Below are 21,919 nucleotides of genomic sequence, written 5' to 3'. Positions count from 1 at the left end.
TTTAAGGTAAAAACCAAGTAATCAAATCGACAAGCCATGAAATGAAATTCGATCCTTTTTTGATTTCTTTATCGTATTCTTTAGCTTGTATCATTTCTTCTTTGGTAAAACCTTTCTGTGTAAGAGAATCAATTTCTTGTTGAGTTAAACCTTGGTTTAGTAGTTCGTCATGGTCTTGTTTGTTCATATATGTATCCTCAAATTCATTGTAGCATAAAGAAAAAAAGAAGAGTATATCTCTTCTTTTTTATCTTATGCATAATTTTTTTTAAGGATCCTAATTATCTAAAATTAAATAGCGTTTTGTTTCTTCAAAGTTTTTAATGTTCTAGCTGAAACACGGATAGTTTGTGGCTTTCCATCAACTACAACACGAACTTTTTGAAGATTCACGTTCCATTTACGGCGAGAAGCACGCATTGAGTGAGAACGTTTATTTCCAGATAAAGGACCTTTTCCAGATACTGCACATACTCTTGACATCTTAATGTCCTCCTTTTTCTTTCATTTACGCAATCGCTTAACTATAATACCATTAACAAGCCCTTATTTCAACCCCTGAATTAAAATTTGTTCAAGACTCAAGAGAATGTTATAATGATAATGTTTAAAAAAAAGAGGAGACGATGGAATGTTGAATTCGAATTGCTTAATAATCTTAGGCATGTGTTTAGTTACGCTTGTGATTATGTTGCTGATTATGCCTGGATTGATTGATTATTTACATAAAATTAAGTTTGGACAAACAGAAAGAGAAGAGGGGTTGGCAAGCCATAAAAAGAAGAATGGTACGCCTACTATGGGTGGATTAGCCTTCATTATTGTACCAACACTTGTCTATATTATAGGTTCTTTCTTTACTCCATTCAAACTGGATATGAATACAATGATTATTCTACTTGCCTTTGTAGGGTATGGTGTTGTTGGATTTATTGATGATTATATTATTGTCGTACAAAAGAATAATGAGGGGTTAAAACCAGCTCATAAGTTTTTACTTCAGTCTATTTTAGCGGTTGTGTTTTTCTTCTTATATCGTACAAGTTCAACTACAGATATTTGGATTCCTATTTTTAATGTGACAATTGATTTATCATGGTTCTACTTTATTTTGGTATTCTTTATGTTTACAGCTGAAACGAATGCGGTGAACTTAACGGATGGTTTAGATGGATTGTGTGCAGGCCAGATGGTCATTGCGCTTGTTCCATTTGTGGTATTCGCATGGATGCAAGGATTATATAATGTGGCATGTTTGATTTGTCTCGTGATCTTTGCGTTACTTGGATATTTGAAGTTTAATAAGCATCCAGCTCAAATCTTTATGGGGGATACGGGATCATTAGCTTTGGGCGGCTTGATTGCCGCTGCCGCAATGGTCTTAAAGCAAGAAATTTTATTGATTATTATTGGCTTTGTTTTTGTTGCAGAAGTTTGCAGCGTTATTATACAGGTTACGTATTATAAAAAAACACATAAGAGAATTTTCAAGATGGCGCCTTTGCACCACCACTTTGAAATGTGTGGATGGTCTGAAGAAAAGGTTGTTACACGTTTTAGGCTTGTTGGTGTTATCTTTGCGGTTCTTGGACTTGTTTTGGGGGTAATGTAGATGGAAACTGTATTAGTCATTGGGGCTGCCCGTAGTGGGATTGCCGTTAGTAAGCTTTTATTAAAGAATGGGTATCATGTTGTTTTAACGGATTCGAATGCGATTAAAGAAAAGACAGAATTAGAATCAATGGGTATCGAAGTGTTTGATGGAGGACATCCAGATTCATTAAAAGAAAAGAAGTATGCGTTTATCGTGAAGAATCCTGGTATTCCTTATCGTGTTCCTTTCGTACATTATTTTGTGGAACAAAACGCAAAAATCTATACAGAAATTGAAGTGGCGTATCGTTATGCCAAGAACTTTAATTATGCGGCCGTAACAGGTACAGATGGTAAGACAACCGTAACGACGTTATTATATGAGATGTTGAATCGACAAAAGAAGAGTTTGGTTGCTGGAAACATTGGTACGCCTTTATGCGAATTGGCATTAGAATATACGGATGAAGACTATAATGTAGCTCTTGAATTAAGTAATTTTCAATTGTTGGGAATTGAAACATTTAGACCTCATGTATCAACCGTGACAAATTTGGCACCGGATCATTTAGATTATATGGATAGTCTAGAAGCATATTATGAAAGTAAGATGCGTATTTATGAGAACACAAATGCGGATGATTACTTTATTCGTAATGTGGATGATGAAAATGTTGTGAAGTATGCTCAAAACATTCCTTGTCATGTGATTGATTTTTCTTTGAAAAGAAAAGATGTCGATTTATATAAAGATGATAAGTATGCTTATTATAAAGATACGCAATTGTTTACTTTATCGGATTTAAAAATTGTTGGTGAATTCAATTGCGGGAATGCGATGATGGCAAGTTGTATGGCCTATTTGATGGGTGTTTCTTTATTTAATATTCAGGAAGTGATTCGTGAATTTAGTGGGGTAGAACATCGTATTGAATATGTAGATACAATTGATAATGTTCGTTTCTACAATGATTCTAAGGCTACAAATACGCATGCGGCTTGTGCAGGTTTATCTGCATTTGAGAAGAATGTAATTCTACTTTGTGGTGGCAAAGATAAACATATTTCTTTTGATGATTTGAAACAATATGATGGTGTAGTGAAGAAATGTATTTCTTTTGGTCAGACAAAAGATAAGTTTAAAGATATCTTTACAAGTCAAATGAGTGTTGAAACAATGAAGGATGCGTTTGAAAAGGCTGTGTTACTGGCAAAACCTGGTGATATTGTTTTATTGTGTCCTGCATGTTCTAGTTTTGACCAGTTTAAAAATTATGAGATTAGGGGCGAAATTTTTAAACAGATGGTTCATGAGTATGCAGCTAAAAGGAATGAAGAATGACATTTCTAAGCAGTATTGTTAAGACAATCTTATTAGGTATTATACAGGGGATAACGGAATGGCTGCCGATTTCGTCGACAGGACATTTAATTTTATTTGCGAGCATTTGGCCGCTTGAACCGGCTACCTTCTTTGAAGTATTCAAGGTGGTTATTCAGTTTGGAAGTATTTTAGCGGTATTAGTGTTGTACTATCAGAAATTGAATCCTTTTGATACGCGTAAATCGCCTAAAAAGAGAAAACAGACTTTACAACTTTGGTCTAAGGTGATTGTGGGTGTCATTCCAGCTGCCATTATTGGCTTATTGTTGGATGATATTATTGAGGGATATTTATCGGCAAACTTTGTGATTGCGGTGGCACTGATTGCGTATGGGATTATTTTTATCTTGGTTGAGAAGAATCCTAGACAAGAAAAGATTGAAACGATTGAACAAGTTGATTATGTATCGGCTTTAAAGATCGGCTGCTTTCAATGTCTAGCCTTGATTCCAGGAACTTCAAGAAGTGGAGCTACAATTTTGGGCGGCTTATATTGTGGCTGTTCTAGAACGGTCGCAAGTGAATTTTCGTTTTTCTTGGCAATCCCTGTCATGTTTGGAGCGAGTCTTTTAAAGGTCATTAAATATTTTATAAAGGTAGGTTTATTTAGTTTTGGACAATTGTTCTTATTACTACTAGGAACGTTTGTGGCTTTTGTGGTGAGCTTATTTGCAATTAAAGCTTTGTTGAACTATGTAAAGAGCCATGATTTTACGATTTTTGGTTGGTACCGCATTATTTTAGGTATCTTTGTGATTATATTTTTCTATGTGATTTAAAGAGGTTATAGTAATGAATGAATTTGATTTGCATATGCATTCCTGTTATTCGGGAGATGGGCAGTTTACGCCTGAAGGATTGATTGGAATCGCAAAAGAAAGAGGATTAAAAACCATTGCGTTAAGTGATCATGATTGTATCAGTGGTGTTAAGGAAATGATCAAACTTGGTAAAGAAGCGGATATTGAAGTGATTCCTGCCATTGAGTGTTCAACAAGTATTGGTTATACAGACGTACATTTACTTGGATATGGTATCGATTTAGAGGATACCTATTTTCAAAATTTATTGGAAAGAACGCAAGTGAAATCTAGAAATGCATTTTCAACTCGTTGCGATAAATTAAGAGCGAAGTATGGTGTTGAAATTGATGAGGAGGCTGTGTTGAAAGAGGCGAATGGCAAAAATCCTTGGTTTGTGATGTGTACGCATATGTTCAATGATCCTCGTTATCAAGATATTCCAGATTTTAAGGATTATATTCCAGGCGGTAAAAGAAGTGATCCGGCACCCGTTAATTTCTTTTGGGATAAATGTCAATATGGTTCGGATTTATTTGTATATGTACCAATGCCTGATTTTGTCGAATCGGTTCAAAAGATTCATGAGGCTGGTGGACTTGCGATTGTAGCGCATCCTTTTAATACATTTTATAAAAATGATGAGATGTTGAAGGTGTTATTGGATGCTGGAGTGGATGGTATTGAAGCTTATAGTAATTATCATATGCCTGAACAAAATGTATATTATGAAAAACTAGCGAAGAAACATCATTTATTGATTACTTGTGGAAGTGATTTCCATGGGGAGAAAAAGCCAAGTATTCAAATGGGTGAGTATGGATTGGATAAAGATGGTTCTTTATGGCTAGAACAATTTAAGGAAAAACTAAAGGCAGCTAGAGAATCCTAGCTGCCTACATTGTTAATAGGAATGTAAATAGAGTACAATAGCTTAATAGATTGTTAGAGCGGCTTACTCGAAATAGAGATTGATGTCCCATTTCTGTGATGGCACAGAATTTATCTACAGCTTGAATGATCCATCCAACACTTGTACTTGGGTGGCTTGTTTTTAATGGCCACATGTGATGTAAAATGGCATCGTCAATGGTTGGATTTGTTGATGTGATGTTTTTAGCGTTCTCAAGGGCAATGATTGGGTGAATCATCGCATGATTTCCTTCAAGAGGACGATCCTCATCTGTTTTCCAATCATAGTAATATAGATCATGTAATAGACCGGCGCGTGCTGCACTATAGGCATCAAGACCGAATTTTCTGCAAATTAAAAAGGAGTAGTAAGAAACGTTTAAAGAATGTTGAAAGCGAGATGTAGCCATGTGTTGGCTGCATTTTTTTAGGGCTTGTACTTCTTGTGTATCAATTAAGTCTGATATTGTATCAAAATATTCTTGTGCAATATGAGTATCTTGTAGTTGTAAATTGATTCTTGATAAAATAGCTTTTTCCATTTCTTGACCTCACTAGGGAAGAATATAGCATATTTAAATATAAGATACAACTATTTATTTTAAACCAAGTATTATGATATAATTAGTTGAAGGAGGCTATTATTATGGTAATTTTATATACTTCTCCAGGTTGTGCGAGTTGTCGTAAGGCAAAACAGTGGTTAAAAGACAACCAAATTGAATTTGTTGAAAAGAATATATTTACTTCATTATTGAAGGAAAGTGAAATTAAATATTTATTGTCTCGATGTGAAAATGGAACAGAAGATATCATTTCGGTTCGTTCGAAGGCATTCCAGGCACTTCAAAAAGATATCGATGATTATTCGATGAAGGAATTGGTTACTTTGATTCAGGAAAATCCATCGATTCTAAAAAGACCGATTCTTTTATCAGAAAAGAGTCTTGTGGTTGGATATGATGATGACGAGATCACAACAATGATGCCAGCACAATTAAGAACAGTCGTAGACAATGCGTGTACAGATGCTTGTCCAAACTATTCTGTTTGTGGTAAGTGTAGAGAGCGTGCAAGTATGAACTAGAGTATTCTAGTTCTTTTTTTTCGCTTATAAACGAAACACAAACGAAATGTAGTTGATGCATTTCGCTTAAACGGATATACTTAGAGTAGAAGCATGTTTAGGAGGAGTTATATGAACTATATATCTTGCGAATCTGCTGCTAAAAAGATAGGGGTATCGACTCGTAGAATTCAACAGATGTGTAAACAAAAAGAAATAGTTGGTGCAATAAAGGATGGGCGCAATTGGCTGATTCCTGATAATGCAATTTTAAGTCCGAAAAAGCCTTTACCAATAGGTGTTTCTGATTTTAAGTCGGCAACAACGAATTATTACTATGTAGATAAGACTTTATTGATTCGTGATTTTTTGAATGCGATACCGATGGTGTCTCTTTTCACGCGTCCTAGGCGTTTTGGGAAAACATTAAATATGGATATGTTGCGTGTGTTTTTTGAAAAAACACCGGAAGATACATCTATTTATTTTAAGGATAAGTATATATGGCAGTTTGGGGATTACTATACAAAACATCAAGGTCAATATCCTGTGATATTCTTGTCTTTTAAAGATGTTAAATGTTCGAGTTGGCAAGAGACTTTTCAAAAAATTAGTAAATTGATTTCTCTAGAGTTTATGCGTCATAATGAATTGGAGAGTAGTTCTGTACTAAGCTCATACGAAAAAGAGCAGTATCATCGTTTTGCGAGTGAAAATATAAATGAGGTTGATTGTCAAATGGGGCTTCAACTTTTATCTTTATTACTTCACAAACATTATGATAAAGAGTGTGTCATTATTATTGATGAATATGATACGCCTATTCAACAAGGTCATCTTTGTGATTTTTATAATGAAATTGTTGATTTTATGCGCAATTTTTTTTCGGGTGGTCTAAAAGACAATCCACATTTGGCTTTTGGATTTTTAACAGGTATTCTAAGAGTCGCAAAAGAAAGTATTCTTAGTGGAATGAACAATTTAAAAACGAACTCCATATTAGATAATAATTATAGTTCTTATTTTGGTTTCACAAATGAAGAAGTCAGAGACATGCTTGCATATTATGATTATGAAGATAAATATCAAGAAATTTGCGAATGGTATGATGGATATCGTTTTGGAAATTCGGAAATATTTAATCCTTGGTCTGTAATCAATTATATTTCGGATCAATGTTTTCCAAAAGCTTTTTGGCAATCAACAGGTAGTAATGATATTATTGGTGAAATCATTGGAACTGCAACACCTGAAATTAATGAAAATTTGTATAAATTGTTTTGTGGAAATACAGTCACAACGTATGTAGATACAAGTGTAATATATCCTGAGGTTCAAAATAATCCTAATAGTATATATAGTTTCTTGTTGGTAGCTGGGTATCTAAAGGTGGCCGAAATATATCCGCAAAATGATGGAAATTATATGTGCGATGTGGCTATTCCTAATAAAGAAATTTTATATGTATATGAAAAAGAAGTATTGAATCGTACAAATCAAAATAATGTTTCAATTTCAATTCATCAGGCTATCTTTTCTAAAGATACTAGTAAACTGCAGTCTTTGTTGGAGGATTTTATGTTAAAAAGTATATCAACGATGGATGGGGCTAGTGAAGCATTCTATCATGGAATGATGCTTGGATTATGTGCTGTACTAGGAAGTCAATTTAAGGTAAGATCAAATAGAGAATCGGGACTAGGTCGGTTTGATATTGAATTATTGCCGATGGTGAAGGGAATACCTGGATTTATCTTTGAGTTTAAACATACAAAAGATATAAATGTTGATTTAGATTCACTGGCTAATAGTGCACTTAAACAGATTGAAGATATGAAATATGATACAGAATTAAACGATTTTGGTGTTGAAGATATTGTAAAAATTGGTATAGCGTTTAGACAAAAAAGTGCGGTTGTTAAGCGTGGATAAACCTATTGGTGAAAACTGATAGGTTTTTGTTTGTGAAATTTTAAAAAAAACTATCACTATGTAAATTTGTATGCTATAATTATTTACACATGTAAACGGTTACAAATAGGAGGTAAAATATTATGGATAAAAAATATGTCTATGAATTTAATGAAGGCGATGAAACGATGCGTGAATTGTTAGGTGGTAAGGGTGCCAACTTAGCTGGAATGTCTAAACTGGGAATGCCTGTGCCTTATGGATTCACAATCACTACAGAAGCTTGTAACCAATATTATGAAGATAATGAAACAATTAATGATGGTATTAAAGCTCAAATCATGGAATATCTAGATTTATTGGAAAAGAAGTCTGGAAAGAAATTAGGGGATGAAGCCAATCCTTTATTAGTATCTGTTCGTTCAGGAGCTCGTGCAAGTATGCCTGGTATGATGGATACTATTTTAAATTTAGGTATGAATAAAACAGTTGCAGAAACAGTCGCAAAATTAACAAATAATGAGCGCTTCGCATATGATTCATATCGTCGTTTTATTCAAATGTATTCAGACGTTGTTATGGGGTTGAGTAAAAAGCGTTTTGAAGAGATCATCGATGAAGTAAAGGCTGAAAGAGGCATTAGTGATGACTTAGATTTAAATGCTGAAGATATGAAGAAATTAGTAGAATTATTTAAAGCGTTCTACAAAAATGAATTAAAATCTGAATTCCCTGAAGATCCAAAAGAACAATTGATGGGAGCTATTGAAGCTGTATTCCGTTCTTGGAACAACCCTCGTGCTATCTACTATCGTAAGATGAATGATATCCCTTCAAGCTGGGGAACTGCCGTTAACGTACAGATGATGGTATTTGGTAATATGGGTAATGATTGTGGTACAGGTGTTGCCTTTACGCGTAATCCAAGTACGGGTGAGAATAAATTGTATGGTGAATTCTTAATGAATGCCCAAGGTGAAGATGTTGTTGCGGGTATTCGTACACCTCAAAAGATTGATCAATTAAAAGAAGTAGCTCCTGGAGCATATGATGATTTTGTAGCTATTACTAAGAAATTGGAAACTCACTATCGTAATATGCAGGATATGGAATTTACAATTGAAAAAGGTAAATTATTCATGTTGCAGACACGTAATGGTAAACGTACAGCTCAGGCTGCATTAAAGATTGCATGTGATATGGTTGATGAAGGCATGATTACTATTGATGAAGCTTTAATGATGGTAGAACCTAAACAATTAGATTCATTACTACACCCAATGTTTGATGCGGATGAATTAAAGAAAGCTGAACCAATTGCTTCAGCACTTCCAGCAAGTCCAGGTGCTGCTTGTGGACAAATCGTATTTAGTGCAGAAGAAGCGATTCAAGAGGCAAGTCGTAACCACAAAGTCATCTTAGTTCGTTTAGAAACAAGTCCAGAAGATATTGAAGGTATGCACGTATCTCAAGGTATCTTAACTGTACGTGGTGGTATGACAAGTCATGCTGCTGTTGTTGCTCGTGGTATGGGTGCATGCTGCGTCAGTGGATGTGGCGATATCAAAATGCATGATGATGAAGGATATTTTGAAATTGATGGTGTGAAATATCACCGTGGAGATTGGATCAGTTTAGATGGGTCAACAGGAAATATTTATGGTAGTGCGATTAAAACCGTTCCTGCAAGTATTTCAGGTGACTTTGAACGTTTTATGAACTGGGCAGATGAAAGACGTACATTAAAAGTTCGTACAAATGCAGATACACCACATGACGCAAAACAAGCACATGAATTTGGTGCGCAAGGTATTGGTTTAGTTCGTACGGAACATATGTTCTTTGAAGGAGATCGTATTAAAGCGGTTCGTGAAATGATTGTTTCTAAAACGGCAGCTCAAAGACGTGTTGCATTAGAAAAAATCTTGCCTATGCAAAGAAGTGACTTTGAAGGAATCTATGAAGCTATGCAAGGATTACCAGTGACAATTCGTTACTTGGATCCACCTTTACATGAATTCTTGCCAACAAACTCTTATGATATTACACAATTAGCTAAAGATATGCACATTGGTTTGGATGAATTGAAATCTGTTATTTCTAGCTTACACGAATTCAACCCTATGATGGGTCATCGTGGATGTCGTTTGGCTATTTCTTATCCAGAAATTGCTGAAATGCAGACAACGGCAGTGATTCAGGCTGCTTTAGCTGTTAATGAAAGACACCCAGACTGGAATATTGAACCTGAAATCATGATCCCATTAGTTGGTGATGTTGCAGAGCTTCGTTATGTTAAAAAGGTTGTATGTGATGTAGCTGACAAATTGATTCAAGAATCCGAATTGGATATGAAATATCATGTTGGTACAATGATTGAAATTCCTCGTGCTGCCTTATTGGCGGATGAGATCGCAAAAGAAGCTGAATTCTTCTCATTTGGTACAAATGACTTGACGCAGATGACATTTGGCTTCTCAAGAGATGATGCGGGAGGATTCTTACAAGATTACTATGACAAGAAGATTTTCGAACAAGATCCATTTGCACACTTAGATCAAAGAGGTGTTGGAAAACTTGTTAAGATGGCTACAGAGCTTGGAAGAAGTACTCGTCCAAATATTAAATTAGGTATTTGTGGAGAACATGGTGGTGATCCAGCAAGTATTGAATTCTGTCATAGAGTTGGATTGAACTATGTTTCTTGTTCACCATATCGTGTACCAATCGCTAGACTTGCTGCTGCACAGGCAGCTATCGCCGAGTCACGTCAGTAAGCGAGACCAGTTGTTTTTTGGGAACTTTTGAAATCTCGAAGGATTTTATGAGACAATCTTCAAAGATTTATCATAAGAAAAACGGGTTCAGATTTCCCGAAAAGCTTGTAATTAAGCTATTTCTAATATAGGGTGTCTACTTTAGACACCCTATATTTTTTTTACACAAAAATAAAATTCAATTAAGCTTTCGGAGTACTTCATACATTTTTTACTGACTACATTCGACAAAGTTTCGGAGCATTTGTTCCGAAAATCGTAATACGAAAAATGGACCATTTTGATGTTTGTTCCGAAAATCGGAACTTTGAAGGAGGTTAAAAATGTCTGAATTTACGGATAAAAAGCTTAAAGAAGCACGTGTGAAGAAAGGATTATCCCACGATGAGGCTGCTAATCTTATGAATGTTGCAAAGAGAGCGATTAGTGAGATGGAAGCAGGTAAGAGAAGTATATCTGCAGATGAGCTTGCTCAGTTTTCTCGTATTTATAATGTAGATGTGAGAGAATTGCTTTTTGTTGAATTTACAGAAGCAGGAGACGAGCAGAGATTAACTGCTAAGTATAGTTCTTTCCTTAAGTTACTCAAAGCACTTCCGATCATTGATGAATGGTTAGAAAATGATAATCCAAATACGAGGAGAGCAGTTACGGAAGGATTAAGAATATGGACAAGTAGACCATATTTCAAAGATAATCCGAATGAAGCAATTAGGCGGATTGTAGCCTAAAAGAAGATCCGAGTGAATATGTTAGGAAATCAGTAGGTAATGCTTTAAGAGATATTAGTAAAAAATTTCCGGAGCTGATTAAAGATGAACTCAATAACTGGAAGTTAGAAAGCAAAGAAATAAATCAAGTATACAAACTGGCGAGTAAACTTATTAACTGATAAATCCCAGTAAGCCGGTGTGTTTAACAGAGAGATGAATATGAATTTTTGAGAGAAATTTTAAAACCGTCTCATTGCATGAGTATATTTATTGAGATATGATTGGCTTGGAGGTGATACTTATGGCAAATGAAGATAAAAAAGATTTTAATGCTATGCTTATGGATAGCAAGGATATGCCTAAAGTTCAAATAATAACAGATGAAAAGAGCATTGAAAAATATGGTGGAGATAAAATGTACTTTGCCCCACCTATTGACTATGACAAAGTAATGCGACTTGTGCCTTGTGGTAAATTGCTTACTGTAGGTACAATAAGAGATTACTTTGCTAAACAAAGCGGTGCTGATTTTACAGAGCCAATCACAGCTGGAATTTTTGTTTCAATAGTTGCATGGGCGAGTTATCAGCGTGCAGAAGATAAAACACCTTATTGGAGAACATTAAAAGCAAATGGGGAATTAAATGCAAAGTATCCCGGAGGAGTTGAGGCACAAAAGGAGATGCTTGAGAATGAGGGACATACTGTAATACAAAAAGGTAGAACCAATATTAAGTATTATGTTAAGGACTACGAAAAAGCATTATTTACATTGTAATAGATAATGTGAAACTTTCAGGTTGTCGGATTGTAAAGGCAGAGCCTTACGCAAGGTGCAGGAGAAAGACTCCGCTCGGGTTAAGGGCGAAGCGCCTTAGCCGGTCAAGGGTGCAACCATTGCCCAGTTAGTGGCGTTTCGCCACTAAGTACTGGGTATTGCTTGTAGCAAAGCTTCACAAGATTAAGCAACTTCGTTGCAATTCCCTTCTGGAAAAGAACTAAATATTGTTACGATAAACAGACTGAGTAGAGAGATTTACTTGTTCTTTTTTATGGAAAGAAAGTAAACGTCAAATCTTGTGCCTTGGCTAATTGATCTTTTTGTGCCACACTCTAAATGACACGAAAAAACTATTAGTTTTTTAGAGGAGGCTAAAGCGCATGGATCAATTAACTCACACTGTCCGCAGGTCGAACTGGATAAACATCATTCGACAGTGCCAGGACAGACCGGCAGGCACTACGGCGAAGCAGTGGCTTGCTGAAAATGATATTTCTGAAAGATCCTACTATTACTGGCTCCGAAAGATCCGCCGGGAAGTCTGTGAACAGGAGAGACTCCAGGAAATCACCAACCCGTCTGCCCTCTCTTTTGTAGAAATCCCGGTAAAAACTGCTCTGGACACAACACCGGTGCCAACCGTCCCGGCAGCAATGACACCGGTTGCAGTGATCAGATCAGGCCGCCTGACGCCGGAATTATCAAACGATATTTCAGAGTCCATGCTTTGCAGGCTGTTGCAGGAGGTGCTTCATGCTTGAAGATGCTGCCGGTATCCGCAGAGTCGTGATTGCCTGCGGACATGTGGATCTGCGCAAAGGGATCGATGGGCTGTCCATGATCATCGGAGACAGATACCATCAGAATCCTTTTGAAAAGGGAACTTTATTCCTATTCTGTGGCAGACGGTCCGACCGCATCAAGGGACTTCTATGGATGGGAGACGGTTTTCTTCAACTCTACAAGCGACTGGAGGCAGGATCCCTGTCCTGGCCGAGGACTAGCGAAGAGGCCGAAGACCTTACAGAGGAACAGTTCCGTTATCCTATGATTGGGGTGAATCCCCTGAACCCCAAAGTCAGAGAAGTAACACCGCAAAAGCCCACCTGATCTTTGTGCAAAACATAGATTTTTATGCCTGTTATCCAGTCAGATCCATTCCCGGTGTTACAACCTCTCCGGACGCTGTTTTATGGTCTGTGACGTATCCACAGGAGAATCCGGATAAAATTTCAGCACTTTGAAAACTTTATATTTCCCTGGCTCTATGACTCTCACACCGCCATACAGGCATAGGCAGAATGACGAAACCTGCGGGGTTGCCGGTTCGCAATCCTTTGTGTTTTCTGGTATAATAAAAACAGTTTAAGGAGCGGGACAATGGCAGACAGACATACACTGGAAGAACTGAATAACTGCAGCAGGGAGGAACTGATCACCATCGTTTTTATGATGCAGGGGCAGCTGGTTACCCTGAATGAGAACATCGAGAGGCTGATCGAACAGGTACGCATAGCGAACAGCTATCGTTTCGGAATACACGCAGAAACACTGGATTCCATAGACGGTCAGCTGTCCTTCTTTGATGAGGCAGAAAGCTGCTGTGATCTGTCTGTCCCGGAGCCTGCTGCGGAGAAAGTACTTCCATCCCGACGTAACCATAAGAAAAAAAGGCAACGGGAAATGAATCTGAAAGATTTTCCGGAAGAAATACTTCCTCCGTATCAGGTATCCACAGAAGAACTGGATACGTTTTATGGTGCAGGCAACTGGCGCAGAATGAAGGATGAAACCTACAAAAGGCTGCGTCATGAACCGGAATCCTGAACGGTGGAAGTCCATACCGTGGAAGTCTATGTAGGCACCGGCGGAGACCATCAGGATGAATTCTTACGGGGAAAGCGTCCCAGGAATCTTCTCCGGGGAAGTATCGTTACTCCTTCCCTGCTTGCCTCCATTCTGAATGTTAAATATGTGAATTCCTCTGTCCTGCACAGAGTCGAGCAGGAGTTTCAACGCAATGGTGTAAATATCTCCAGACAGACCATGTCGAACTGGATTATCCGGTGTGCTGAGAAATATTTCGCACCGTTTGTGGAACACATGAAGCAGGAGCTGCTGTCCCTGCCGGTGACACAGTCGGACGAAACACCTACGCAGGTGATCGGTGACAGTGACCGTCCGACCAGTAAATGCTACATGTGGGTACACCGTTCCGGGGAGTTCTATAAGGAACGTCCTGTGGTGATTTACGAATACCAGAAAGGCAGGGGTCACGAAAAGCCGCTGGAGTTTTACCGGAGCTACAAAGGAGTTTTGGTCACGGACAGTCTGGAGCAGTATCATCTGCTGGACAAAAAACTGCCGGGAGTGACAAACGCAAACTGTTGGGCACATGCAAGAAGAGCCTTTGCAGATGCCGTAAAGGCAGCGGATAAAAAGGGTCCCGGGGCAGTAAAAAGTTCCGTGGCATACCAGGAATTACAAAAGATTGCGGAATTCTACCGGATTGATACTGAACTGAAAGAACTTCCTGCAACGGATCGCCTTACACAGCGGCAGACAAGGATAAAACCGCTGGTTGAGGATTTCTTTGCGTGGGCAAAACAACAGGTTACAGAGTGCGCAGTACCTCCGAAATCCAGGACCGGACAGGGACTAAATTTCGTTATCCGTCAGGAAAAATATTTGAAAATATTTCTGACCGATGGGGATATCCCAATCTATAACTCCGCTTCCGAGCGGGCTATCCGGACTTTCTGTATCGGCAAGAAGAACTGGATGTTCCATAACACAGCAAAAGGTGCCGGAGCCAGCGCTCTTGTTTACAGTATTTCAGAAACAGCAAAGCTGAACAATCTGCGCCCATACTACTACTTCAGGCATTTCCTCACGGAGCTGCCTAAGTATTGTGACGAAAAAGGAAATATAGATCCGGCAAAACTGGACCATCTGATGCCTTGGGCAGAGGAGCTTCCCGAGGAATGCCGGAAACCACGCCGCTCATAAAAGCGGCGTTAAATTTAAGGGTAGGCGCAGGATTTGACGTTTACACAAAGAAGGTAATTTATATGGATTCAATATTAGTTTTTGATGATTTTAAGCATTGTTTTAGGGAATTAGACACCTCAAATTATAATGATGATTTAGTTGTAGGATCTGTTTTTTTTACAAGAGATGCTATAAATGTCATTGAAAAATATTACAGAATAATTGGTTACATAATATGCGATGAAAAGGGCGTTTATTATCCGATTGATGTGAGAAAAAATGATATAGCCATATTGGAAGGAACTTATAATTGCATAGAGGATGAATTAAAGAAGGAATTGGTGCCATATAATATAAAGATCGAACCAGCAGAGGTATGGAGTCCTTTCTTTTTTCGTTGGCAGTTCATGTGTGATTGGAATGTTTTTGAAACTTGTGGAGATTTTATAAATATAGCCTCAAAAATAATAGGAAATGAGAGGCTGATGAAGAAGATTATTGATGACAAAATTGATTATGTTCTTCCAGTAAATTATAAAGAATTATCTCAAATGGTACGAGGCTTGAATAAATTATTTGGAGTTGAATTTTATAATAAGGATTATTACGAAGAGATAAACTATTTATTTGATTCGCTTGTGAATGGATACCATATAAATATGTCTACAGAAGAAGTTGAGACGTATTGTTATCAATTATGTAATTACGTTTTGAAAAGAATAGAGGGAGAACATGTATAATTCGGGAATAGGTACACCTTATTGGTTTGAATGGGAAATTGGAATACTAGAATGCTTGAATATGCTACAAGATACATCGATTGAATCAGTAACACTTCAATCAACTGATTTTCAGGCATTAGATGATGTCGTAGTAAATTATAGTGATAAAAGCATTTTAAATATTCAAGTAAAACATACAGATGAAGATGCTAATTTCACATATTCTTTTTTAGCTTCTGGGAAAAAGCCTTTACTGAATGCGTTGGCTTTAGAATGGAAGAATAATAAAGATAATTATAATTTTAAAGGTATTCAAATTGTAACAAATAAAAAATGGGGTCCGCAGGAAACAGATGGAAAGTGTTCAATGGATGACTTTATTTCCAAGGTGTTTCCATGCTTACAAGATAATTATAATTATACTTCGGCAAAGCCTAATGAGCAGAAGGCTATCGAATGGTACAGAGAAAATTTGGAGATAAATTTAGATTCTAATGAGGCGGCGTGTTTCACTAAAATTTTCTCTTTTAGAAAAGAGTCGTGTCTTGCTGATGTGGAAGAAAAAATACGTGTGAAGATTGGCAAAATACTAGGAACAGATAATAGTGATGCGATAGATTTTTGCTTAAATAGTCTTCTTTCTAAATTGAATATATGGGCAACATCAAGAAGAGAGAAGCAGGAAATAACAAAAGAAAGTGTATATGGAGCATTATGCTATACCGAGCCGGATGTTCCTTCATATGAACTATGTCCAGAAAAACCGATACTTCCTTCTCGACAACGGTTTGGGGAGACCTTTATAGATGACATTAAAAAAAATGATAATCATATCATATTCTTAGAAGGATTACCAGGCTGTGGAAAAACAAATTTTATAAGTTATTTATCACAGATGAATGAGTCTATAGTTGATTTTAGATTTTACACATATCTCCCAGTAAATAAAGTAGATGGTTCATATAGTGATGATGAAGGCTTTTATTTGGGTAATATTTTGTGGAGAAGTATTCTCGTACAGCTTAAGAAAAAATTTGAAGAGAATAATTTATTATCTGTTGTAAAGTTTCCACTTATATACCAATTTATGTCTGTTTCTGAAATGCGGGAAACGGTAATACATTTCCTACCGGAATATGCAAAATGTATAGGAAGGCCTTGCTACTTTTTTATAGATGGATTAGATCATGCTGCAAGATCAAAAGATGCACGAAATTCATTTTTATCTCAATTGCCAAGACCAGAGGAATTCGGGGATGATTTTTATTTTGTCTTGGTCGGACAGCCTATAAATGATGGTTATCCGTCTTGGATGAAAGATAATAAAGGTATTACATATTACAGCATGCCGGCTTTGGATACAGATGATGTTGTTATATTATTAGAGCAAAGCGGTGTAGCAGAGAATACAGTCGATATGGAAAACTTGGCGAAAACCGTTATTTCAGTTATTGGGAACAATGTTCTTAATATAATATTTGCAATTCTGGAATTGAAGAAAATGGTATTGCCACTTTCCTTCGAGGCAATAGAGAAGGAACTAAATAGTAGGTTTTTAAATAAACAAATTGATAAATATTACGAATGGATTATTAGTTCGCAGGAAAAAAGCCTTTTGCTATACAAAATTAAGGCAATTATGGCGTTTTCAAGTAAACGTATTAACGCTTATGATGTGGCTCAAATGTGTGGAGTTGAACACGACGAGGCGGCGTTTGTTTTAAATGGCTTATATCCAATTATTGTATGTGAAGGCGATAGATACTTCGCTTTTCATAATGATGTAAGGCTTTTTTTACAGAATGCAGTTATTCACAATTCAAATATAAAAGGAATTACCGAATCAATAATTAATCGAATTAAACAGGATAGAGAATTATGGAAATATCGATATGATATCTCTTTTAATTTACTAGTATCTTGTAAGGCCACTGATGAGGTGTTGAAACTGATTGATGTTGAATATGTAATGGATTCAGCATTATATGGGATATCGTTTGATAGGATACTTCAGCAGTTTATACTAGCGCACCAATTGCCAATGGATAATCTTGAAGAAGTATGCATTCATTCAAGTGCAGTGTCTCTTTGTTTGGCACAGTATGCAAATTGCATACAGTATTATGCAAAAGAATCGGATTATTTTGAAGCACAAAGTATCAACAAAAAGACTAAAGCGGAAAAATATTGTTTGAATGTTAAAAATGATATAGAGCAAATCATTTTAGATATTGATTTTGCTGCTAAGGCTGGATTTGAACGAGGACATAAACTTTTCGATGAATACCTCAGTGGATATAATATAGAGGCATTGTTAAGTGGGGAGCTAAACAAAGAAACGCTTGTTAAGGCTGGATATATATTTCGATGCTATGGTGCAGATCATATGGATGCTCTTACTAGAAATTCTAACGATTATGTTTATTTTGTAGATGGATGGTTAGATGCCAGTGTAAGTCTTACATCAAAAGAAGATATCAGGCAAACATTCACTTTTAAATGGTATAATCCAGATTCATTGTATGCATATATTCATCAGATTACAGAAGAAAAGAATCTTGAAAAAAAATCATTTGACGAATTGTTGAATATTCTTTTAGGAATGTCTGCATCTATAGAAATAATTATAGAGACTTGCACATATGGACTGTTAAACTCATATAAATGCGAAGCTGGGATAGAATATATTGGCAACCATTTAAGTGATATTATAAAAATAGATAGAGATTATAAATACGAAGATTTAAGAATAATTTCTTTGATTAAGGCTAACTTGTGCCTGTTTGGTAGGATTGAGGAATCGTTAGTTGAAAAATGTTATAAAGAAATATTGAATCTAACTCATAATGGTGAATCACAAAGAGGTTATAAACCAGCATTGGCACAGTATGATATTGCAAAGCATGTTAGTGAACAATTTTATTCGGTGGACAGAAATGATGTATTATCTAAAGATGATATCTTTTCATTGATTTATTTTGCGGATAAGTACGGTGTTGGATCTGCTCATGATTGTAATGGATATACTGTTATGAGATTTTTACGTAAAGTATTGGTGAGCTTTTCCGAGCATAACCCCAAGGCAGGAATTATCGATACTATTTGTAAAGCGGTTGTTCAATGTTTGGAATGGGATAAGACTCGATTTATTCCGGAGTTTAACAAGTTGTTCTGTATATCAAATGCGCATGCTGATTTTCTAAAAGTTGCAGAATATTGGTGTGGCGAAGATGGAGTGGCTTGGAGATCAGAATATGATGAGATGGAAGATTTATGTAAAAACATGATACCTGCATTAGAATACTTTGGAGAAAACAAGTTTATAGAGGAAGTACGTGAAAAACAGAAATATAGAATGTTTGGCTATGTGGGAAGAAAAGACTATTCGTTAAATGGTTTACTTGATTGTTATAAAAAACTTCCTCTGAATGAAGAAAAATTATGCTGTTATGGCATGAGACTGTTTTCCGTTTCAAATTTAGCGGATTCTATTGGTGATAATAGGTTTTCAAGTGAAGTTGACCGAGAGTTGATAGAGGATGCCGTTAAATTGGGGTACAAGTACTGTAATGCATTATTTGAACTAAAAAATACTCCTAAAGATTTAGTTTATTGGAGAATGAAAGTTCTTGATTCTCTGTATTGCAATATAGATTTGATTTCTGATGATTCTGAATTAATTGCGTTATACAGACTTACAAATTCATGGATTAAAGAGTATATAGAGAATGATAGAGAATACAATCGATTGGAAACCTTAAGAAGTTACAATTATGAAATTATTTCTCGCATTTCAAGTTCTGAAATTCGGGAAAAGCTTATGGCAAAAGGATTGTATGATAAAGCGGAACATAAAGTTTTCTCTGTAGAAACAGGAAGGGACTATAATCTCGAAATTATCAATCTTTTAAAAGAAGATGGATATAATGAAAAGGCGGAAGGAGTAATTCTTACACAAATAGATAAAAGAGAAATCGGATTACATAAGCTGATTATGGAGGCAGGAGATATTATCGCCCAAAAACATGTGGAAGAATATGTAAATAGATGTGTTGTTAAATTTATTCTATCTGAAAGCAAGTATGGTTATATAGGCAGCGGAATTAGCGATGTATTTGAACGTTATTATGAAATGTTCAATGATAATACATGGAATCTTTTATTTGAAAATATAGTAACTCGATTCGCAGAAAGTGATTATGGCATAATTGCCTCGTTGTGGGGAGATTTTACAATTTTCTCAATTTATTATCTTTCAAGAATAGATAAAGATAAAATAAAAGCTTTATTCGATTGTTTATGTAAAACACATGAAAGTCTTTCTTCGGCGAATGGAAGAGTAAAAATAAAAGAAGAAAAACTGATTTTGGATGAGAATATTGCGTCGCTCTCTGATATGGTAAATTTTCAGCTTAATATATGACTTTGGGTAAAATACTTATTCTTAGAAAGGAGGGATTTTGTGCCAAAGCAGAAAAAAAGAAGGCTTGCTGATTATTCGACTTCAGAGATGGTAAAGCTTTGCGGAATGAAAGCCAGCAGTACTTTTGAAAACAAAAGAGATAAAGTCTTTGAGCGATATGAAATAGATCCAACTCTTTTTAAAATGGATTCTAGCATTGAGGGAGGAGAAAACTTTTATCCTGTTGTTTGTGCTGAATTATTGGCAATTCTAATAAAAAATTGGGATAAAAACCCTTCAAGTAGAAAAAATGCTAACAGAGATAATGTTACAGTGACTCAGATTTGTGATTTTTATAGGGCATTATTAAAAGATGTAGATGATCTTCCAAAAGAATTGAGAGGACTTATATATAAATCTTGCCAGAGTCATTTTACTACAAAGTGTCTTGTAATATGGGCGGAAAGAGTAGTAAATGTATTGGCATTATTTACAGAAACGCATATGGATCAACCAGAGGAAAATATAGGTAAGCTTTGTCAGGCTCTTGCTATTAATTTGGATAAAATGACATACATGGAATACATGAATAATAAGCTTATAGAGACTGTCCCTTGGATCGCTCAATTTGGTGTATTTCCAAATCCTTTTAACATGAGTTCTATGCAAAAACCAGCAATAGGTACTCAAAATGTTGGTCTAGACGTTGGCTTGGCAGAGTTGATTAAGGCTATTGCATTAGAGATGAATAGCGATAAGGAAGAAATACAGTATGAGTCTATAAAAGATGAGGAATCTGATGTTGGCGCTGTAAGGGATGTGTATTACAAAATGGTACAGTCATGGTATGTCTCGTCAGAGTTTGAAGAATATACAACAAATACATATTCCAAAGGAGCTTCTGCTTGGAAAAACTGGGCCGAAAAAATTGAATCTGGCGAGATGGAGGGTAAAGATGCAATTGTAGCATTTTATGAGAAGCAACTTGCGGAAGCAAAACTAGAAGTTATGGCATTGGAGCAGCGTTTAGAGGCAATAAAAAATGACGAGCCAGCTATTTTTCCAGTGACTGCTGAGGAAATAGAGGATATCAATGACGCATATGTAGAGTATTTTCATGATAAGTATGGTAAGCAAGCAAGTTATCAGCGGTATGCAGATGTATATGTTGGTCAAATGTTATGGGCTTTTTTAACTCAAGATTCTTAATAAATGTTGGAATTAAATATAAAGATAGTTTTCTGTTGTAAACTCTTTTTATAAAAACAGGAAAGGAGAGCTTATGATTGTAAAATTAACTACAGTTCAGGCAAAATCTGCTGTAAGAAAGTATGCTGATCGTCAAAAGACAATCAGGCAACTTGCAATCGAATATGATGTAACGTATGAACAAATGCACAAAATCATGGTTAAAGCTGGGTATTCGAATGGGCTGAAAGTAAGATGAGCGATTGCATATAAAGCCTGTCCTTATTATTTGACATTATGGCTTTGAATAATAGATACAATAAATAAATTGTATTAAGTACAAATGGGACAATGAGATTTGTAGTAATCATACTTTCAAAGAATAGAATACGCGAAAGTGAATTATCATATCCACTCACAATCACGTATGGAGATATTGCTAAAGTTAAAAGGATAAGTAGATATATGGTTAGGATAATCAAAAAATTCATTTTGATGTTTTCATGAATGAATTCCTCCTTGCACTTTAGTGTGTTTTGTACTAAAATTCTAAATGTAGTAAATAAATCTGGGGAGCTATTGCTGAGAGGAAGTTCGACTTCGACCCATTAAACCTGACGGATAATGCCGGCGTAGGAAGTATAGATGTTTTTTTGACCTGTCTTTTTACGTTGCAGGT

Annotated in this window: 20 protein-coding genes and 1 riboswitch; of the genes, 17 read left to right on the top strand and 3 right to left on the bottom strand. The window is 36.1% G+C overall.

Translation table 11 applies throughout. From position 1 onward, the window contains the following. Position 1: 1 nt before the first annotated feature. Together NE544_RS02240 and rpmB are read right to left on the bottom strand one after the other, a co-directional pair. Entirely contained in the window at positions 2-187 is a 186-nt protein-coding gene (locus NE544_RS02240) for a hypothetical protein (RefSeq protein WP_256268179.1), read from the bottom strand. A gap of 104 nt (positions 188-291) precedes the next feature. After that, entirely contained in the window at positions 292-483 is a 192-nt protein-coding gene (gene rpmB, locus NE544_RS02235; RefSeq protein WP_003865181.1) for a 50S ribosomal protein L28, read from the bottom strand. A 148-nt stretch (positions 484-631) separates the two neighbouring features. On the opposite strand from rpmB, the gene mraY reads away from it, so the two are divergent. Genes mraY through NE544_RS02215 form a run of 4 tightly spaced genes read left to right on the top strand, consistent with a single transcriptional unit; the run spans position 632 to position 4,669 of the window. Next, on the top strand, positions 632-1,612 hold the full coding sequence (mraY, locus tag NE544_RS02230) for a phospho-N-acetylmuramoyl-pentapeptide-transferase (RefSeq protein ID WP_256268178.1): 981 nt from the start codon (positions 632-634) through the stop codon (positions 1,610-1,612). Beyond that, complete coding sequence (gene murD / locus NE544_RS02225; RefSeq protein WP_118114241.1) at positions 1,613-2,935, top strand: UDP-N-acetylmuramoyl-L-alanine--D-glutamate ligase; 1,323 nt, start codon at positions 1,613-1,615, stop codon at positions 2,933-2,935. Beyond that, entirely contained in the window at positions 2,932-3,756 is an 825-nt protein-coding gene (locus tag NE544_RS02220) for an undecaprenyl-diphosphate phosphatase (RefSeq protein WP_118114242.1), read from the top strand. The genes murD and NE544_RS02220 overlap by 4 nt, the downstream gene beginning before the upstream one ends. 13 nt (positions 3,757-3,769) lie before the next feature. Further along, the gene (locus NE544_RS02215) at positions 3,770-4,669 is read left to right on the top strand and encodes a PHP domain-containing protein (protein WP_256268177.1); all 900 of its coding nucleotides are present in this window, start codon (positions 3,770-3,772) and stop codon (positions 4,667-4,669) included. A gap of 4 nt (positions 4,670-4,673) precedes the next feature. On the opposite strand, the gene NE544_RS02210 is transcribed toward NE544_RS02215, so the two are convergent. After that, entirely contained in the window at positions 4,674-5,231 is a 558-nt protein-coding gene (locus tag NE544_RS02210) for an HD domain-containing protein (RefSeq protein ID WP_256268176.1), read from the bottom strand. Positions 5,232-5,335: 104 nt separating this feature from the next. Between NE544_RS02210 and NE544_RS02205 the strand changes: the two genes are divergently transcribed. The 13 genes from NE544_RS02205 to NE544_RS02145 all read left to right on the top strand — a co-directional run bounded on the left by NE544_RS02205 (position 5,336) and on the right by NE544_RS02145 (position 21,499). Continuing rightward, on the top strand, positions 5,336-5,776 hold the full coding sequence (locus tag NE544_RS02205; RefSeq protein ID WP_117923595.1) for a Spx/MgsR family RNA polymerase-binding regulatory protein: 441 nt from the start codon (positions 5,336-5,338) through the stop codon (positions 5,774-5,776). 111 nt (positions 5,777-5,887) lie between these two features. Continuing rightward, complete coding sequence (locus NE544_RS02200) at positions 5,888-7,687, top strand: AAA family ATPase (RefSeq protein ID WP_256268175.1); 1,800 nt, start codon at positions 5,888-5,890, stop codon at positions 7,685-7,687. Positions 7,688-7,809: 122 nt separating this feature from the next. Next, a complete protein-coding gene (ppdK, locus tag NE544_RS02195; protein ID WP_256268174.1) occupies positions 7,810-10,443 on the top strand; it encodes a pyruvate, phosphate dikinase in 2,634 nt (877 codons plus the stop codon). Positions 10,444-10,766: 323 nt separating this feature from the next. Then, positions 10,767-11,174, top strand: coding sequence for a helix-turn-helix transcriptional regulator (locus NE544_RS02190; protein WP_256268173.1), 408 nt, complete (start codon positions 10,767-10,769; stop codon positions 11,172-11,174). A 283-nt stretch (positions 11,175-11,457) separates the two neighbouring features. Continuing rightward, positions 11,458-11,934, top strand: a complete 477-nt coding sequence (locus NE544_RS02185; RefSeq protein WP_117568846.1) for an MGMT family protein — start codon at positions 11,458-11,460, stop codon at positions 11,932-11,934. A gap of 383 nt (positions 11,935-12,317) precedes the next feature. Beyond that, entirely contained in the window at positions 12,318-12,698 is a 381-nt protein-coding gene (locus NE544_RS02180; RefSeq protein ID WP_256268172.1) for an IS66 family insertion sequence element accessory protein TnpB, read from the top strand. After that, positions 12,691-13,047: an IS66 family insertion sequence element accessory protein TnpB gene (tnpB, locus tag NE544_RS02175; RefSeq protein ID WP_256268170.1), complete on the top strand. Its 357-nt coding sequence runs from the start codon at positions 12,691-12,693 to the stop codon at positions 13,045-13,047. Before NE544_RS02180 ends, tnpB begins: the two co-directional genes overlap by 8 nt. Positions 13,048-13,317: 270 nt before the next feature. Next, positions 13,318-13,764 (top strand): hypothetical protein, encoded by a 447-nt coding sequence (locus tag NE544_RS02170; RefSeq protein WP_256268168.1) that lies wholly within the window; start codon positions 13,318-13,320, stop codon positions 13,762-13,764. Between the two features lie 18 nt (positions 13,765-13,782). Next, positions 13,783-14,946 carry an IS66 family transposase gene (locus NE544_RS02165; RefSeq protein WP_256268167.1) on the top strand — a complete coding sequence of 388 codons (1,164 nt, stop codon included), beginning with the start codon at positions 13,783-13,785 and terminating at the stop codon, positions 14,944-14,946. After that, on the top strand, positions 14,922-15,668 hold the full coding sequence (locus NE544_RS02160; RefSeq protein WP_256268166.1) for a hypothetical protein: 747 nt from the start codon (positions 14,922-14,924) through the stop codon (positions 15,666-15,668). The genes NE544_RS02165 and NE544_RS02160 overlap by 25 nt, the downstream gene beginning before the upstream one ends. Then, complete coding sequence (locus NE544_RS02155; RefSeq protein ID WP_256268165.1) at positions 15,661-20,073, top strand: hypothetical protein; 4,413 nt, start codon at positions 15,661-15,663, stop codon at positions 20,071-20,073. Before NE544_RS02160 ends, NE544_RS02155 begins: the two co-directional genes overlap by 8 nt. A gap of 39 nt (positions 20,074-20,112) precedes the next feature. Next, complete coding sequence (locus NE544_RS02150) at positions 20,113-21,261, top strand: hypothetical protein (protein ID WP_256268164.1); 1,149 nt, start codon at positions 20,113-20,115, stop codon at positions 21,259-21,261. Positions 21,262-21,334: 73 nt separating this feature from the next. After that, positions 21,335-21,499, top strand: a complete 165-nt coding sequence (locus NE544_RS02145; RefSeq protein ID WP_256268163.1) for a hypothetical protein — start codon at positions 21,335-21,337, stop codon at positions 21,497-21,499. A 300-nt stretch (positions 21,500-21,799) separates the two neighbouring features. Beyond that, positions 21,800-21,896, top strand: a riboswitch (TPP riboswitch). The last annotated feature ends 23 nt before the right edge of the window (positions 21,897-21,919 follow it).

Source organism: Holdemanella sp. MSK.7.32, assembly GCF_024460475.1.
Lineage (GTDB): Bacteria > Bacillota_I > Bacilli_A > Erysipelotrichales > Erysipelotrichaceae > Holdemanella.
The sequence above is the reverse complement of the archived record's forward strand: the minus strand, read 5'-3'. Positions and strand labels throughout refer to the sequence as shown.

Bases quoted from the DNA above. Each gene is read 5' to 3' on its own strand.
- tnpB (WP_256268170.1), top strand. From the start codon at position 12,691: ATGCTTGAAGATGCTGCCGGTATCCGCAGAGTCGTGATTGCCTGCGGA.
- NE544_RS02200 (WP_256268175.1), top strand. From the start codon at position 5,888: ATGAACTATATATCTTGCGAATCTGCTGCTAAAAAGATAGGGGTATCG.
- NE544_RS02185 (WP_117568846.1), top strand. From the start codon at position 11,458: ATGGCAAATGAAGATAAAAAAGATTTTAATGCTATGCTTATGGATAGC.
- NE544_RS02155 (WP_256268165.1), top strand. From the start codon at position 15,661: ATGTATAATTCGGGAATAGGTACACCTTATTGGTTTGAATGGGAAATT.
- NE544_RS02170 (WP_256268168.1), top strand. From the start codon at position 13,318: ATGGCAGACAGACATACACTGGAAGAACTGAATAACTGCAGCAGGGAG.
- rpmB (WP_003865181.1), bottom strand. From the start codon at position 483: ATGTCAAGAGTATGTGCAGTATCTGGAAAAGGTCCTTTATCTGGAAAT.
- NE544_RS02210 (WP_256268176.1), bottom strand. From the start codon at position 5,231: ATGGAAAAAGCTATTTTATCAAGAATCAATTTACAACTACAAGATACT.
- mraY (WP_256268178.1), top strand. From the start codon at position 632: ATGTTGAATTCGAATTGCTTAATAATCTTAGGCATGTGTTTAGTTACG.
- NE544_RS02215 (WP_256268177.1), top strand. From the start codon at position 3,770: ATGAATGAATTTGATTTGCATATGCATTCCTGTTATTCGGGAGATGGG.
- murD (WP_118114241.1), top strand. From the start codon at position 1,613: ATGGAAACTGTATTAGTCATTGGGGCTGCCCGTAGTGGGATTGCCGTT.
- NE544_RS02190 (WP_256268173.1), top strand. From the start codon at position 10,767: ATGTCTGAATTTACGGATAAAAAGCTTAAAGAAGCACGTGTGAAGAAA.
- NE544_RS02145 (WP_256268163.1), top strand. From the start codon at position 21,335: ATGATTGTAAAATTAACTACAGTTCAGGCAAAATCTGCTGTAAGAAAG.
- NE544_RS02160 (WP_256268166.1), top strand. From the start codon at position 14,922: ATGCCGGAAACCACGCCGCTCATAAAAGCGGCGTTAAATTTAAGGGTA.
- NE544_RS02220 (WP_118114242.1), top strand. From the start codon at position 2,932: ATGACATTTCTAAGCAGTATTGTTAAGACAATCTTATTAGGTATTATA.
- NE544_RS02180 (WP_256268172.1), top strand. From the start codon at position 12,318: ATGGATCAATTAACTCACACTGTCCGCAGGTCGAACTGGATAAACATC.
- ppdK (WP_256268174.1), top strand. From the start codon at position 7,810: ATGGATAAAAAATATGTCTATGAATTTAATGAAGGCGATGAAACGATG.
- NE544_RS02240 (WP_256268179.1), bottom strand. From the start codon at position 187: ATGAACAAACAAGACCATGACGAACTACTAAACCAAGGTTTAACTCAA.
- NE544_RS02205 (WP_117923595.1), top strand. From the start codon at position 5,336: ATGGTAATTTTATATACTTCTCCAGGTTGTGCGAGTTGTCGTAAGGCA.